General features: G+C 52.7%; 13 protein-coding genes. All 13 read right to left on the reverse strand.

Annotated elements, in window-relative coordinates; all coding sequences use genetic code 11:
* Window position 1: 1 nt before the first annotated feature.
* The 13 genes from ACYQ11_RS09250 to ACYQ11_RS09310 all read right to left on the reverse strand — a co-directional run bounded on the left by ACYQ11_RS09250 (window position 2) and on the right by ACYQ11_RS09310 (window position 15632).
* Window positions 2-2971, reverse strand: a complete 2970-nt coding sequence (locus ACYQ11_RS09250; RefSeq protein WP_459923498.1) for a type I restriction endonuclease subunit R — start codon at window positions 2969-2971, stop codon at window positions 2-4.
* Window positions 2968-4323, reverse strand: a complete 1356-nt coding sequence (locus ACYQ11_RS09255) for a restriction endonuclease subunit S (protein WP_459923499.1) — start codon at window positions 4321-4323, stop codon at window positions 2968-2970. The genes ACYQ11_RS09250 and ACYQ11_RS09255 overlap by 4 nt, the downstream gene beginning before the upstream one ends.
* Window positions 4323-6455, reverse strand: coding sequence for a type I restriction-modification system subunit M (locus tag ACYQ11_RS09260; RefSeq protein WP_459923500.1), 2133 nt, complete (start codon window positions 6453-6455; stop codon window positions 4323-4325). Before ACYQ11_RS09260 ends, ACYQ11_RS09255 begins: the two co-directional genes overlap by 1 nt.
* Window positions 6456-6467: 12 nt before the next feature.
* Window positions 6468-6671, reverse strand: a complete 204-nt coding sequence (locus ACYQ11_RS09265) for a helix-turn-helix domain-containing protein (protein WP_459923501.1) — start codon at window positions 6669-6671, stop codon at window positions 6468-6470.
* 162 nt (window positions 6672-6833) lie between these two features.
* Entirely contained in the window at window positions 6834-7328 is a 495-nt protein-coding gene (locus ACYQ11_RS09270; RefSeq protein ID WP_459923502.1) for a gamma-glutamylcyclotransferase family protein, read from the reverse strand.
* The gene (locus tag ACYQ11_RS09275) at window positions 7325-8122 is read right to left on the reverse strand and encodes a class II glutamine amidotransferase domain-containing protein (RefSeq protein WP_459923503.1); all 798 of its coding nucleotides are present in this window, start codon (window positions 8120-8122) and stop codon (window positions 7325-7327) included. The genes ACYQ11_RS09270 and ACYQ11_RS09275 overlap by 4 nt, the downstream gene beginning before the upstream one ends.
* Complete coding sequence (locus ACYQ11_RS09280; protein WP_459923504.1) at window positions 8107-8448, reverse strand: hypothetical protein; 342 nt, start codon at window positions 8446-8448, stop codon at window positions 8107-8109. Before ACYQ11_RS09280 ends, ACYQ11_RS09275 begins: the two co-directional genes overlap by 16 nt.
* 18 nt (window positions 8449-8466) lie before the next feature.
* Window positions 8467-9420 (reverse strand): amidoligase family protein, encoded by a 954-nt coding sequence (locus ACYQ11_RS09285; protein WP_459923505.1) that lies wholly within the window; start codon window positions 9418-9420, stop codon window positions 8467-8469.
* Between the two features lie 246 nt (window positions 9421-9666).
* Entirely contained in the window at window positions 9667-9924 is a 258-nt protein-coding gene (locus ACYQ11_RS09290; protein WP_459923506.1) for a hypothetical protein, read from the reverse strand.
* A gap of 13 nt (window positions 9925-9937) precedes the next feature.
* Window positions 9938-13498: a DUF4815 domain-containing protein gene (locus ACYQ11_RS09295; RefSeq protein ID WP_459923507.1), complete on the reverse strand. Its 3561-nt coding sequence runs from the start codon at window positions 13496-13498 to the stop codon at window positions 9938-9940.
* A gap of 15 nt (window positions 13499-13513) precedes the next feature.
* The gene (locus tag ACYQ11_RS09300; RefSeq protein WP_459923508.1) at window positions 13514-14047 is read right to left on the reverse strand and encodes a hypothetical protein; all 534 of its coding nucleotides are present in this window, start codon (window positions 14045-14047) and stop codon (window positions 13514-13516) included.
* 10 nt (window positions 14048-14057) lie between these two features.
* Complete coding sequence (locus tag ACYQ11_RS09305) at window positions 14058-14519, reverse strand: hypothetical protein (RefSeq protein ID WP_459923509.1); 462 nt, start codon at window positions 14517-14519, stop codon at window positions 14058-14060.
* A 123-nt stretch (window positions 14520-14642) separates the two neighbouring features.
* Window positions 14643-15632, reverse strand: coding sequence for a hypothetical protein (locus ACYQ11_RS09310; protein ID WP_459923510.1), 990 nt, complete (start codon window positions 15630-15632; stop codon window positions 14643-14645).
* Between the last annotated feature and the right edge of the window lie 6 nt (window positions 15633-15638).

The raw sequence follows: 15638 nt of genomic DNA on the forward strand, positions 1-15638 counted from the left end.
GCTATCTTGCCCCCGTTCCAACTTGAGCCGCAGATTGATAAGTGGCACCGAAGATGGTGTCTCCCAGCCATTTCTTAAAGGATGGGTTGTCACTGAACTGTTTGAAGAGCTCGGTATGGTCAGCAATCAACTCCACCATGACACGGCCAAGCGCTTTATCATGTTCGATACGGGCGTTCTGCTTGTCGGAATTTTTCATGGCATTCTGATAGGCAGAATCGGCAGCAACTTTATCGGGTATTTCCTCAGCAATGACTTGTCGAATTTTGTCAGCGTCTTTCCAGTCGATGTTCCCAAAGAGGTCATTGAAGGTTTTAATGATATTGCTGAGCTGATCCAGTTCCGGTTCCGGCTTTCTCCCGCCACCAGCGGTCGGCACAGCACCCAGCTCCGCGTCTTCATCGGCAAGGGTGATATTCATGCTTGCCTGAACTTCAGCCCGGTAGCTGTCCATGTCGATCGTTTCAAGAATCCCTTTGGAGAGATCCTCTTCTTTGGGTGCGGGCAGCTTGGGAATAAGGAAATTCAGGAATATCGAGAGCTTTTCCCAGTCAGCATTGGTGTATGGCAAAATTGACGCAAGAAAGCCGTATGTCCTGACGAATGCCTTGGACTTGCCCTTGAAGTCCACCTGTCCATCTTCATCGAGGTCGCTGTTATAGACCGCAACGCAGGCGTCCAGAATTGGATCGAGTGTTTCCCGTTCCGCGCCATTCAGATAGAGTTCCACCAAGCCATCGATCTGCTCTGGTGAATAAACCTGATAGCCATCCAGATCGGACTTCAGGTCATGAAGCTTATTGGGATCAGTTTCTTCACTGAGTATGGTCGTGCGATAATAATCAGAAAACGCCTTCTGGATTACATCAACATCATTGAAGAAATCCAGAATAAAGGTGTCGTGTTTCTTGGGATGAGCCCGATTGAGACGCGACAGAGTCTGGACAGCTTTAATACCGGCAAGCGGCTTATCCACATACATGGTGTGCAAGAGCGGTTCGTCATATCCGGTGAGGAACTTGTCCGCCACAATCAGAATGCGGTATGGGTCCTCGGCAATCCGGTCTTCGATCTTATTGCTGGGGAAGCCGTTCAGCGTTGCCTCAGTAACCTTTTGACCGCCGTATTCATGCTCACCTGAGAAAGCCACGATGGTTTTGTATGGAAGTTTTTTATCAATCAGATACTTGTTGATGGCATGGAAATATTCAATGGCTCTCATGATGGCACTGGTAATGACCATCACACGCGCCTGCCCACCGATTTTTCGATGTCCCATGACCTGTGCGTGGAAATGGTCCACCATGATTTCCGCTTTTTCCCGGATCGCATGAGAGTTGGACTCCACATATTTGCGCAGCTTTTTCTGAGCTTTCTTGGTGTCGAAAAGCGGGTCGCCTTCCACCGTTTTCATCAACCGATAAAAACTCTCCACCGGGGTGTAGTTTTTCAGCACATCAAGAATGAAGCCTTCCTGAATGGCCTGCTTCATGGTGTAGCTGTGGAAGGGATGATGCTTCACCTTGCCGTCCGGTTGCGGATCAGGCTCACCAAAGATTTCCAGTGTTTTGTTTTTGGGAGTAGCCGTGAACGCAAAATAGCTGGCATTGGTCAGCATTTTGCGGCTCTCCATCAGCTCGTTGATTTTATCTTCTGTGCTTTCTTCTTCCTCAGATTCGGAGATGTCCGAAGAGAGCGCCATATTCATTTTCGAGGCAGTGCGGCCACCTTGGCTGGAGTGTGCTTCATCGATGATGATGGCAAACTTGTTCTGCCTGTGGTCGTCGCCAATCTCCGCCAGAATGAAAGGGAACTTCTGAACGGTTGTAATGATGATCTGCTTTCCTTCGTTGATGAAACGGCGCAGATCACCCGAACGCTCCGCATGACCCACCACGTTGCCAACCTGAGCAAAGGACTTGATGGTGTCCCGGATCTGCTTATCCAGAACACGCCGGTCGGTAACAACAATGATAGAGCCGAAGACCGCTTTCTTCGCCTTTTCCAACCCCACCAGCTGATGAGCCAGCCACGCAATTGAATTGGACTTACCGCTGCCAGCGGAATGTTGGATCAGGTAGCGCTTCCCGGCACCCGTTTGCTGGGCGTCTGCCAGAAGTTTACGCACCACCGTCAATTGGTGGTATCGAGGGAATATCTGCTTCTGTTTCTTTTTGCCGGTTTTCTCGTCTTTCTCTTCAACCACCTGCGCGTAGTTTTCGAGAATGTCGGTGAGACGGTCCTTGGTCAGGATCTCTTTCCAGAGATAATCGGTCGCCAGCCCGGCAGGGCTTGGCGGGTTGCCTGCACCGTCGTTATACCCTTTGTTGAAAGGCAGAAACCACGAATCCTTGCCTTTCAGGTGGGTACACATGCGTACTTCATGGTCATCAACAGCAAAGTGGACCACACATCGGCCGAACTGGAACAGGAGCTCCTTTGGGTCGCGGTCATTCTTATACTGCTGAACAGCGTCCTCGACGGTCTGCTTGGTAAGCTTGTTTTTCAGCTCAAATGTGGCGATGGGCAGGCCGTTAATGAAAACGCCCATATCCAGTGCCAACTGAGTCTCGCTGCCGCTGTAACGTAACTGACGCGTTACACTGAAAATATTCTGTCCAAACAGCTCCTTGGCCTTCTCATTGTTTGCTGTCGGGCTGCCGTAAAAGAGCGTGACGGAATCGGGGCCGTGTTTAACCCCTTTGCGCAACACATCAATAATTCCCCGTTTGGCAATTTCACCCTGTAGCCGATGAAGGAATTGTGTTCTTTTAGGTGAATCGACTTCAAGGCTGAGACGCTCAGCAACCTCCGGCTGAGTGTCCTGTATAAATGCCGTCAGCTTGGCGAGGTCAACCGCATGGGCACGATCATACTCCTGAGGATTACCTGCCTGATAACCGGCTTCTTCAATCAACGACTTGACGATGGTGGTTTCAAGTCCTGCTTCGCTTGTATCGGTAAATTTCATTCTTCGATGCCCTCCGTAATCAGTTCGTCTTCAGACTCTTCATCATCCTGAACTTCCAGATCGGTCTCTGCGGGTTCAAAGTCCGGAATTTCTACGGAGCGCACATCAACTTTTCCAGTCACGACATCGGAAACGAGGCGGGTGCGATACTCCTGAATGAGTTCAATTTCCCGTTCGGTGCGGGCAATGGTTTTATCGATGAGGGCGGTTTCTTTTTCGATATAAGCTACAATTTCTTGCTGCTCATCAAGTGGAGGTAAAACAATAGAGATGTTCTTGTATTGATCCCAATAGAGGCGTTTTCTGAAATCAGTTATCCCTCTGCTGTTACGATTCATTTCCTGAACAAATTGAGGGGTTCGAAATAGTAACTCCACAAATCGCGAGTGAATTTCTTTTTTGGGTTTTGCGACAATGTATGCGGGGCTTACCATGCCATGAACCTGAACAACACCAATTCCTCCTTGCCATGCACGCATCATGTTGAAAGCAATATCGTTCGGATAAACCCTCAGGTACTTTTCACGATCTTGAATCCTTACTTTGGCTCGAAGATTCTCTTTTTCGCTTTGTTCTTCAGTCGAAACGCCATGATGAATCGAGACACTCAATATGGGCAATTCTTTGGAACCAGCCTCTCTTCTTTCGGAGTATACCGCTTTATTTTTTGAAACATCCCAATGCGCTGGAATCTCCCCAAGCCATTCCACGCCACTGTCTTTCATTTCAACATCGGGGTTAATGCCTTTGGTCACCGCCTCATTGATAACGTTTTGCTTTTGCTCTTTCAGCAGGGCAATGAGCTTCTTCTTGGCTTTAATGAATTTATTGATTTTTGAGGTCTGCCAATCGAGGTAACGGGAGATCTGATGTTGCTCATCCTCTGTCGGAACAGGAATCATGATTGTGCGCATATCCGCATATTTGGTAGACCAAAGATCGGCAACAATTCCGCGACCGACCCTATAGAACTCTTCCTGAAATGAATGGCTCCTGAAAAAATTATGTACATAACGCCCGTGAAGGGATATTGGGGTTAAAACGGTGTTGATTAGAGAGACAGAGCCGGTGTGTGGTGAAACACCGGACGAACCTTTTCGGTCTGATCGGCTGTTGATTACAAAATCTCCACTACAGACTTTTTTCCGGTTGTCCCCGTCGTTTGATTTTGCAGCCGTATCCAGCTGAGGCAGTATCCCTTTTTTCGTGACAGACAACGGTGCAAAGTCCTTATCACTGACTTTCTGTTTACGTTCCACAAACTGCGAGCCGAGACGAAGGACTTCCCAGTGCTCTGGAACATGCTCCAACCAAGGAACCCCAGAATCCTTGTAATTCGGGTAAGCTTTCATTATTCAGCCTCCCCAACAATTTCTTCGAGCAGACCTTCTGTTTCCTGTTCAATGGCAAAAATATCCGCTTTGATTTCATCCAGTGTCCGCATGGGAATGGGCTTGTAGAAATGCTTGGTAAAAGAAATCTCATAACCGATCTGCGTTTTGGAGCCGTCAACCCAAGCATCGGGTGTATAAGGAAGCACCTCCCGTTCAATGAAGGCCGCAATACCTCCATCTTCCAGAAGCGGTACCTGCTCCGAATCCCGAAGATTGGTATCCGGTTCGTATTCAACGACCACCTTTTTACCGTCTATTATCGTGTCGTATAAACCGTAAAGCGAGTTGGGCTCCGCTTTTCCTGCCTTATGAATTTTCTTGATGACCGGTTCTGCTGATTCATCAATAACGGCCAGATTGGCTTTCATGAAATTCTTGGATTTAGCCGGGAGTTTCACCGCCATGTCTTTGGCCTTAGATTCAATAGCATCTAAGAAACTGTTGTAGTTCAGATGCGACCCCTCTCCAATTTCACCGGCTACAGCCTCAACAACTGAATAGAGAGTTGTTTCTTTGGCTTCGGTACAAAGTCGCTCGAATCGGCGCAGGATTTTTTCTGTCAGGTTTACAGATAAGCGTAGTGGACGTTCGACAATGACCTTTTGGTATCCAAATGCTTCGTTAGTGAAAATCTTGGACTGTTTGGTTTCTTCCGGTTGATTGATTAGGCTACAGATATCTTGAATATGGGTTTCATTCAGCTCACAGTTTTTCTTACCCATATTTTTGCGGAGGGACTGGTACCAACCTGTTGCATCTATCAGCTGAACTTTACCTTTGCGTTCATCCGCTTTACGGTTTGTCAGCACCCAGATATAGGTTGAAATACCGGTGTTATAGAAAATGTTCTCCGGTAAAGCGATAATCGCTTCAAGCCAGTCGTTTTCAATAATCCAGCGGCGGATATTACTTTCACCTTGCCCGGCATCACCTGTGAAAAGCGAAGAGCCATTGTGAACCTGGGCAATACGGCTGCCAAGCTTGCTCTTTTCCTTCATCTTCATCAACTTATTGACCAGAAACATCAGCTGGCCGTCGCTGGAGCGGGTGATCATTTTGTATTCAGGCTCATCCCCGTATTCCAGAATAAAGCGCGGGTCTTTCAGGTCGCTTTTGCCGCCCATTCGTTCAAGGTCGGTTTTCCAACTTTTCCCATAAGGGGGATTGGAAAGCATGAAGTCAAATTGATCAGACACGAAACCATCAGCCGACAAGGTGGAGCCATATTTGATATTTTCGGCTTCAGCTCCTTCGCCTTTGAGAAGCAAATCCGCCTTGGCGATCGCATAGGTTTCCGGCTGAACTTCTTGTCCATAGAGGTGGATGGAAACTTCTTTCCCTGCGTCTTCAGCCAGTTTCTGTAACCGTTCTTCAGCCACCGTCAGCATACCGCCAGTCCCGCAGGCTCCGTCATACACCAGATAGGTCCCGGATTCGATCTGGTCTGCAATCGGCAGGAAGATCAGATCCGCCATCAGCTTCACCACATCACGAGGGGTAAAATGCTCTCCAGCTTCTTCGTTATTTTCTTCATTGAAGCGGCGTATCAGCTCTTCAAAGACAGTTCCCATACTGTGATTATCCAGCCCGGGAAGTTTCTCGTTACCATCCGCATCCAGCACCGGTTTAGGGCTTAGATTGATGCTTGGGTTCAGATATTTTTCAATCATCGCGCCGAGGATATCAGCATCCACAAGCGTCGCGATCTGGTTTCGGAATTTGAACTTGTCCAGAATCTCTTGAACGTTGGGCGAGAAGCCATCGAGGTAGGCTTCAAAATCAGCTTTCAACTGCTGAACCTTGGCTCTGTTTTTCAGGTCTTTGAGTGTAAATGGGGAGCTATTGAAGAAAGCCTCGCCAGATGCCTGACATAAGGCCGCGTCCTGATTGGCAATCCCCGCCGAATCGAGCTGCTTTTTCATATTAAGGACAGCTTCTTTGGTCGGCTCAAGAAGGGCATCTAGGCGGCGGATAACGGTCATCGGCAGAATAACGTCCCGATATTTGCCACGGACATACACATCTCTCAGGACATCATCTGCAATGTTCCAGATGAAATTTGTTATTGTGTTATGGATACTGTAATTCATCTAAAATTCCCCTTACTCTTTGTTATCTTCCTGTGATGCCGCGCCACCGGCTTCCACCCATGCGTCGACCTGATCTTTTTTGAATTTCCACAGGCGTCCCATTCGATGAGCGGGCATCCCGTGCTTATCGATCCACTTGTAGACGGTATCCTTACCGATCCCAAGGTATTTGCATATTTCGTCCACTGACAACCAGCGATCATCTATTTCTGCCATGTCTCATACTCCTCTTGGGGGCTATTGCTTTTTGCCATGACCTCAACAGAGGCAGTTAAGGAATGCTGCAAAGACAACACTCCCAATTTAATTCACCTTGAAAATATACTGAGATGAACGCCAGATGTCAAATATTCTTTGCCGATTTAAGCCGATTTCATACTATTCTGCTGGATACCAGCGTCCAGAGGCGATCCTCTCCATATTATGGCCGAGCTTGTAATTGTACAGCCAAACAGGCCGGATCAAGTCGTTCGACTCCACCGCCACCAGAACCCGCTTATAAACACAGCGGCCATTCGGGTCGAATGCCTCCAGCCGGTCGATAGGCGGCAAATCAAAACCGGGATTGGCGAAGGTCATCAGCTCCCCATGGACCAGATCCCAATCGCCTTCGGGTTGTGTCATGGCATTTTCAGGCAGTTCGATGGTGTTCTGTGTTCGGGTATCAGCCAGCGGATCGGCGGTACCGGTGGCCAGTATGCTGCTCTCCGGGACTTCCAAGGCGGGGAATCCGGCGGGGAGCTGGTAAAGTCTGCCCCAAGTGGTGGCGGGTTCAATGTTGATGGCCCGGGTGCAGAACCGGTCAAAGTTCCAGAATCCCTTTTTCAGGGTTCCGTAGACAAAAAGCCGGAGATGGTTGTCGTTATTTTTCATGCTTTCACTCCTTCGGGTAAGGTCCCTTTACGTTCCTGACAGACAAATCTGAAAGGATGGCTCTGCCACTCTTTGAGGGCTTCATGGCGGAAGGTCAGCATGGTGAGCGGCGGTATTTCCAGCTCACGCCAGCCATGCAGGTCATCCAGAGCGGCTTCGATGTATTCCGGTTCCGAGGCATAAAGCACTGCCCTGTGTTTGCGGCTGTAACGCAGCGACAGCGGCTTGTTCCCCTTGATGACGTTAATGGCCCCGGGATCGAGTCGTGAGGCCAACACGGCGCTCATTTGGCCGCGACACAGGCGTAGGGCTTTACGGAAGCCTCTGCCATCGATGGTTCCGTCGGGTGCAAAGCGGTCGGCCAGCCGAAAAAGCAGCTCGCTGTCCACTTCGGCATAGCGCGGCAGGCCGAGCCTGCGGAACAGGTAATCGGCGTTGTAGATGGTGCCGTTGTGTGTGCCGATGATGATGCCGGAACGGATAGGATGGTTGTTGCGGCTGTTGTCTTCACTGCCCCGGGTCCGCCAGCGGGTATGCCCCATGAGGATGGTGGTCTGGTTGTCCACCTCGGCCATCAACTCATGAAAGGTCGATTCCCTGACCAGCCGGTGTGCCCGAATGGGCCGTTTGAAAAGCCGGAAGTCGCCGTCGGTCCTAAGCCATGCCATTCCGCTGGCGTGGGGACCACGCTCCTCACTGCAGAGCAGCATGCGGATAAAGACCTCGTTCAGGTATTCCCGCTCAGCGATCCGCCGTCGCTTCTGGCCGAAGATGATGCCTACTTGTCCGCACATAGATCATCCTCCTTGCCAAAGGTGTCCTCCGGCGGCAGATCGATGAAGGCGTCATCCGGCAGGAACTCCACCAACCCATGCTTCCCCAGCAGGGTCAGGAATTCAGCTGCGGCCGTTTCGGGATCTTCAGGCAACTGGAGTTTCCGGTCCGGCTCGATGCGGCCAAGCACACCGAGCATGTAATCACGGGCGGTCGCTTCGATGGTGAACGGCGTCTGGCCCTTCATGATTTCCACCAGCTCCGCGCAGTTTTTTCCTTCCAGAGCGATGCCGTCAGCGTCCAGCGGTTCGCCGTCCAGTGTCGTCGAGTGGATCAGTATCTTCATGATTCACCTCCTAAAACTTCAAAGGCCGGGATTAGCCCCGGCGTCAGTTATAACCTCAGGGGTTTGAATGGTGGTTTCGGTTTCATCCGGTTTGGGACGACCGTTCTTGAAGGCCGCGTCACCGGGCATGTTTTTCATCAGGTGTAATCGGGCGGTTTTGAACTCATCCCCGATCAGGCCGAGGTGGAGCAGGAAGACCCGGAAGTCATACTTGGCGCTTTGCGGATCGAAGTCCCGCTTGCGGCTGGATGCGGCTCTACCGTTGAGCGCCTTGGCGGCGATGCCCAAGCAGAACTGCAGGTAGGCTTTGATCTTTCCGGCATGCAGGGTTGCCTCGAACCAGCGGAACTCCACCGTGCCCCGGTACCAAACGTTGTGCAGGTTAACTCCGTGGTAGCGGGTGTTGTCGTAATGCTGGGGCTGGTTGTTGTGGTAGCCGTACCAGATGCGGTTCAGTTGGGCCTTGGTCTTGGGGCGCTGCCGTTCGATGTTTCGGATCAGCTCATCACTGACCGGTCGGGTGTAACGGCGCAGGCGGTCGCTGTTGATCCCGAGGGCATGGAGGATCAGCGGTTCCTGTTTGTACACTACCTTGGCAAGGTTACCCAGCTTGCGCCCGTCAAAGGGCTCGGCATCGATGTGGATATGAATGCCGCACTGGCTGTTGATTTTTCCACCGGCCTTGCGGATGGCCCGAACCACCTCCTGCAGCTGCTCGAGGTCGTCATAGGTCAGTACCGGGCTCACCAGCTCCGCCCGCAGGTGGGATGGAACATTGGTCAGGGAGGCGTCGTTGACCACCTTCCATTTTCGGCCCCGCAGGTCTTCCACTTCCCAAGGATCGTAGCAGGACGGTGCGCCGATATGTCTGACATGGCCGCCGACCACCGAGTGGATTGCCCAGGCTATCTGTTCCCGGGTGCGTTTTACGGTCTCGATCTCGATTCCGTATCTGAGTTCTCTTAAATCCATTCACAGTCTCCGTTTTACGGTTTCTAACTTGTTGCCGGGCTTGTGTTTAAGCCTTCAGCTTACATGTGAATGAATGCTTTAATTCCGTCAGAAAGCAAGTAGAAGAACAGAAAGAGTCGACATTTAACACGTTTATTTTCAATATGTTACGATTATGGCCGTGTTCAGGCGAGCACATCAAAAGAAACGCCCCGGAAGCGTGCGGGCGTTCCGGGGCGTTGGTTGTTTTTCACGGATGGGATGGGCTCAGGTATCCGGGCTTTCACCCGTGATCAGACTGGTGTGAATCTCCTTATTCAGGGATTCATCCTGCTTCATTTTATCCAGAAAGGCGCTGCAGGCTTCGGCCTCATCAAGCGGCAATCCGAGTTCCTCCTCCAACCGGCTCAACCTGTGGTGCAGGTTTTCGATCAGATTGAAGGAATGATCCCGGACCAGTCCTTCCCGTTTTTCCTGTGGAGACGGGATGAATTCGATCATCCCGCCACGGCGTTTTACGATCATCTCGGGTCCTCCATCAGCTCAGGGTTGCACCGAGGGTATGAATCCTCGGATAGGTCAATACGGTTCCGGTCAGCTCAGCCTTGTAGCGCACCTTGTTGCCCTGCGGATCGCTGAAGGTCCTTACCAGTGTGTATTCGGTCCAGTCTTCATCGATGGGTCGGGTGTCGTCGATAGTCATGGCTTCCCATGTTTCACCGCCATCATTGGAGGCGAACCATTGAACACTGGTGCCGCTGGGGATATCCATCTGGGTGTAGACTTTGGTGGATTCCACGCCCTGCGTCAGTTCGTTCTCACGGGTCAGATAGGTTCCTACGGTGTTGTTGAGGTAGCCGATCAGGTTGACATCCCGGAAGTTGAGCGCCGGAGTGTCGTTACCCATGCCGGTGCTGAAGCGTACCCGGACCAAGACGCCATTGGCCAGATTGGGCAGACGCTCTTCCTCGGCCGGAACAACAGCATCCCACGTCGAGCCACCGTCGGTGGAGTATTCCCAGATAAGGTGGGTGCCTTCCGGGATGGCTGAATATTCATCGATGTTCAGATCGGAGAACTGCACACCACTGACCGGCTGGAACTGGACCGTGCCTTCGTTCTCGAACTCATAGCCATAAAGTTTCATGGTGAGGTCGGAGCCGTTGAGCGGAGTCCAGGTCTCGGCATTGGAGCTTTCCAGAAGCACACCTTCCGCATAAGTCTGGCGGGTGATGATGCCCTGACGGCCGGTCTTGCCGAGAGTGGCAGTGCGCACCTTGTAGTTGGTGCTGTTGGTCAGCAGAACCACCGCGTAGCTGGTATTGGCTTCGGCGTAAAAGGGATCATCGAAGCTGATCTTGGTTTCACCACCGAGATTGATTTCCGACGGCGCAATCACCTTTTCGGCAAAGATGGTGTCGTTGGGCAAACCGGTTGTAACGCCTCGTATCTGAACCGTTACCGGAATGGAGGCATCCCGCTCGGTGAACTGAATACCCACAGCCGACAGCACCTGGTTTTCCGTGAAGCTGAAAGTCTGGGCCAGCGGATCACGGCGGACAAAGATGGTACGGGTTCTCCAGACGGTTCGCACCACCGGCACACGAACGATGCGGGTAATGATGTTGGTCTGGATAAATCGCTGAATACGGGTGATCACCAGCGGATCATTGATCTGCAGGCTGGCCCGGGCGGTGTACTGACCATCCGCCATTTCCACGATACGATTGCCGTTGCGGGCTTCCGTCGGCACCGTGAATGAGGCGGTCACACGTCCAGCATCATCACTGACCAGATTGCTGGCCATGACCCGGCCGTCACAACGCAGGACAATCCCGGAGCGATCTGGCGTGAAGTTGATGCCTGTCACCGCAATGCCGGTCTGCCCACGGCGGCCGATATTGGGCGTGACCTGCAGCATTGCTGGCGGCTTTTCAAAGACCGCATAGGGGTTGATGTTACGCTCCTCGGACCAGTCGCTCTGTTCGAGCACCACCTGTTCCGAGCCAGGCAACAACGCCAGACTGCCGAAGAAGCTGGCATCGCTACTTCCCGTATCCACCTCGAGCGGTGATGAAATAGCCGAACGATCGGGAGAGGCAAACTTGCCGAGTTCGTTTACCCGGGCATCCCACTCGGCGTGATAGATATCCGACTGCGCCGTATTGGAGAAGTCGTCCGAATAGATGCCTTTCTTGGACTGGGCGTCGCGGTTCTGCAGCTCATTGTTCATCTGATACTGGGCATCATTGTATTTCAGGTCCTCCACATCTTTGATGATGTCGTGGATCTGATCCATGGTGATGCGGGTGAGCCCGAAATTACGGATAGTCATATCGGTGGAGTTGGGCGGGCAGTCGATACTGCACAGACCCAAGGTATCCTCTGGAACGATCGGCAACTTGGGGAAATCCGCCGGAGCACCTTCGAGTCGTTTGATCTCCCGGGTGGTGGCGTAGATGATGTCCTTGCGGCCGAGGTAATAATCGTAATCGATGCTGCAGTTGGAGCCGTTGACCGGTTCATCGCCAAGTGCTCCGCGACCGAAGTTGACCACATTGAGATTACCCAGTTCGATCTGGGTCATGGACATTGAAACCGCAGCCGAGCTGCTGGCCGGTGGATTGGATGCCACGGGTTCGTCCACTGCGTCATCCATATAGGAGATGGCTTCGCTGCCCAGCTCCTTGATGCGCTGAAAGTCGGTTCTGGAGCCGTTGGCCGTGGCCCGGTAAACCCGATAGCCGTTGGCACCGTTGACCGGCAGCCATGAAAGACGGTTCATCTCACCGACCAGAGTCATTCTCGAAAGAACGCTGCCTGAATTAAAAGCGGTTTCACCCGAGCCGTCAAAAGCGGTCACCACATAATGATAGGTTCCGGATACCGGATGGGCGGTAATACCGAACCAGCCGCCGTCCACATAATCCTCGCCTTTGATCATCTGCTTGGTGTAGGTCCAGCGCACGGTATAGGTGGTTCCGATGGCCGGTTCATTTCCAGAGCCGATCCAGTCCACATGGTTGCCGGACTGCTGCCAGTCGATGCCTTCCTGAAAAATGGTGGCACCCTGACTGACTTCCAGAATATCGACGACCGGATTGGGGTCGAGCAGATCCTCACCGCCGCCGACCGAGCCACGGGTCACATTGGCGGTCATCTCCACAATGGCTTCCACCTGCGTGGTTTCTTTGAGCGGCGTGGAGTTGACCGGGTAACGGCGCTGGCTGATATTGTAGGTCTTCTGTTCACCACGCACCGACTTGATGGCCACCGACTTAGGAACCAGTGTGGAGGTGGGCAGATCCCGCTGATGACGGAAGCCCTGAATGTAAGCCCGGCCCGCGTTGGTGATTACCTCGACATCGGTATCATCCACCGAGCTGATAAAGCTGTCGAATCCGCTGACCAGATAGCTGCCCGCCTGATCGAAGGTACGCTCGGCAAGGTTCTGCAGCAACGAATTGAGACCTTCAGCGGCGGCAAAAGAGAGCTGGTCTTCGGTGATGGAGGAAACCGTAATCCGGCTGCCGGGAAGCGTACCGAGCAGGTCGCGCAGATACAGATTGGATTTTTCCTGCACCGTCGCCGTGACATCGCCGGTCTCCCGGTCGAATTTGTAGATGGGCACCACCTTGCGCTCGGTCACGTTGTTGGGAAGCGTCAGGCCGGTGGTGTCGGTGGTCTTCAGAGCCAGCACCCATTTCTCGCGCTCGGCGGTGGGTTCGCCTGTGGCCGGATTGATCAGCGACGGGTCCTGCGTGTAGCCGTAATTGTATTTGAGCAGCTCGGCATAGACATAGTCCGCGCCGCTGGTGGTGGCAGGGTCATAGGTCAAGGTGGCTCCGGCAACCGCTTCCACATGACCGTCGATATAGACCATGCCCGGCGTCAGCGTGAGCACGTTATCCTGTACCGTGACATCGAGACCGCTCAGAATCGATCCCTCCTTGAAAAGGATATCGGCAATCTTGCGGCGCTCGAGGTTGATCAGTTCCTGCTGTTCGTTCAGTTCCGAATCAAGCAGATCCCGGTCCTGATGATAGCGGATGCGTTTGTAGTTCTTGGCGGGATCGAATGTATCTCTTGAAATACTCATCTCTTTTACCTCCGGTTATATTTTGATGATCCCGACCAGCTCCACGCGGGTATCGGAAATCTTGTTGAAATCTGGAATGTTCTTCACTTCGTACAGGTAGCCCGGGCGCAGCACCTCTCCGACGGGATTGGTGTCCTGATGAAACACTCCGCCCATGGCCAGATCACCGCTCACGCTGGCGACATACTCGACGTCACCGCCGAAAAAGCCGTATTCCCTGATGGTGATGCCGTTGGCTTCGGCCTCATCAAAGCGAAAGAAAATGCCGATGGTGTTGGTCTCTTCTCCGGTTTCCAAATAACGGACCCCGTTGACCACCAACGCACCCTCGGCGTCCTCTTTGAGGAAGGTTCGTTTGTAGAGCCGCTTTCTGGCCCGCTCGTTTTTGAGGGCCGTCTGCTCGATATCCGGCGCGGGTGGATTCTGCGGTTCGGTGAATGTTTCATCTCCATCCCCGATGGCGCAGTGGGTTATGCCTTCCACTGCCTGTCCCATCAGGAGCTTTGCCGTCAATACACGGCCTGATTTGACTATGAGTCCCAATGCCATGGTCTTCTCCTTATGTTTGAATCTCGTGTTCTTCGTTGATAATCACATTGAAAATGGTCAGCCCCGCGTCGGCGGAACGGCCAAACTGCTGCTCCAGATGCTGGGCGGTGTCTGCCGTCAATGCCCGGAAACCGCTGATCCTGAGTGCTGTGTCCAGCATTGCCTCTCGGGGATGCGTCACCCTGACGGCAGCAAAAGCCAGCTGTTCGAATACCTGCGGAATGATCAGCCAGGTGTCTGAATCCCGTTCGATATTGCCCGCCACAATGGACTGACTGTCGGCCATCATCGAACGCTGGTTCGAAGCCCTGACAGATGCATCGGCCTGAATCACAATGGTGCGCCGTTGATCCCGGGGACCGAACAAGTCGAAAAAGGCACCCTGCACAGGCGGCAGGTTGACTTGAAATTCGGGTCTGCGAGTGCCCCGGATAACGGCAGGTCGAATGATTGCTCCCTTATGCACGGCCACGGCGTATCCTCCCGGTCATTTTGAAAGCCGTTCCCTTGTTGAGATTGGCCAGCGGTTGCGGAACACGCCGACCTTTCACTTGGGTTGTGGGTTTGATTTGTCCTTTAACAACAGCCATGAGCCTTACTCCTTAATCGCACACCAGCCACCGCCGGAGAGGTTGAATACCCGATAGGAATCCGAGCCGATTTCGACGGTATCTTCGGAGGCCACATTGGCTCCGCCGGTGGCATAAATTTCGATGAGTTCTCCTCGCAGCTCCTGATAGCTGTCAGCGCCGTTCATGCTGACCAGCCATGGGAAAAGAATGGTGGTGTCGTAGCGGCGTTCCGGATCGGTATCGCTTTGCAGGTTGCCGTGGGCCGCACCGCAACGGCCGCGTTGTCCGCTGGCGGAAGTCCAGCCGTCGAACTTGTTCACGGCGTAAAAGGTGCTTGGCATGTTGTAGTAACCGGTGATGACCGGCTGAGGGTCCTCGCCGATTTTTGCCCCGGCCGCATAATCGCTGACGAGTGTTTCGATGGTCACGGTATTGGGCGTGGCAACCGTATCGATGGCGGTAATTTTGACCCGTTCGATATTGACGTCGTCTTTGATGATGTAATGCTGATCGGGTGTGAAGATCGAGGCATCGTTGACCTGTGCCACCACGGCACTGCCGTTGACAATCGCTGCCTGAGTGAGGGCAACCGCCGAAGACCAGAACCGTTTGATGGAACCGCTGTAATGGCCGTAATAGGTCGAGACAATCTTGCTGACGACGAATACATGGTCGAGGTCGGCATACAGCCAGTAGATGAAATCGGCGGTGTCCTCGGCCCGGAGATAGGTGTACGAGCTGTAGAACGCTTCGCCTGCAGCGGTCTGGGCGGTGTTGTCCCAGTATTGGAAAGCGGCCACTTCAATGCGGCCGGAGCTCTGTCCGATCTGGAAGCGCAGATAGATATCTTCCGCACCGGATTCCCCGGTTGATTTGAATACATAGTATGGCCGGGCATCGGCGGACTGATCGTCATGCAATGTCCAGCCGACGGTGGTGACCAGAAAATCTTTAATCTTGTTCAGCAGGTCCAATCGGCCGCTGGCGGTTCCCTGAATACTTTGATAAGCCATGATTCA

The sequence above is a fragment of the Desulfatiferula olefinivorans genome (assembly GCF_054657895.1).

Bases quoted from the DNA above. Each gene is read 5' to 3' on its own strand.
- ACYQ11_RS09300 (WP_459923508.1), bottom strand. From the start codon at position 14,047: ATGGCATTGGGACTCATAGTCAAATCAGGCCGTGTATTGACGGCAAAG.
- ACYQ11_RS09255 (WP_459923499.1), bottom strand. From the start codon at position 4,323: ATGAAAGCTTACCCGAATTACAAGGATTCTGGGGTTCCTTGGTTGGAG.
- ACYQ11_RS09285 (WP_459923505.1), bottom strand. From the start codon at position 9,420: ATGGATTTAAGAGAACTCAGATACGGAATCGAGATCGAGACCGTAAAA.
- ACYQ11_RS09295 (WP_459923507.1), bottom strand. From the start codon at position 13,498: ATGAGTATTTCAAGAGATACATTCGATCCCGCCAAGAACTACAAACGC.
- ACYQ11_RS09310 (WP_459923510.1), bottom strand. From the start codon at position 15,632: ATGGCTTATCAAAGTATTCAGGGAACCGCCAGCGGCCGATTGGACCTG.
- ACYQ11_RS09290 (WP_459923506.1), bottom strand. From the start codon at position 9,924: ATGATCGTAAAACGCCGTGGCGGGATGATCGAATTCATCCCGTCTCCA.
- ACYQ11_RS09250 (WP_459923498.1), bottom strand. From the start codon at position 2,971: ATGAAATTTACCGATACAAGCGAAGCAGGACTTGAAACCACCATCGTC.
- ACYQ11_RS09280 (WP_459923504.1), bottom strand. From the start codon at position 8,448: ATGAAGATACTGATCCACTCGACGACACTGGACGGCGAACCGCTGGAC.
- ACYQ11_RS09260 (WP_459923500.1), bottom strand. From the start codon at position 6,455: ATGAATTACAGTATCCATAACACAATAACAAATTTCATCTGGAACATT.
- ACYQ11_RS09265 (WP_459923501.1), bottom strand. From the start codon at position 6,671: ATGGCAGAAATAGATGATCGCTGGTTGTCAGTGGACGAAATATGCAAA.
- ACYQ11_RS09270 (WP_459923502.1), bottom strand. From the start codon at position 7,328: ATGAAAAATAACGACAACCATCTCCGGCTTTTTGTCTACGGAACCCTG.
- ACYQ11_RS09275 (WP_459923503.1), bottom strand. From the start codon at position 8,122: ATGTGCGGACAAGTAGGCATCATCTTCGGCCAGAAGCGACGGCGGATC.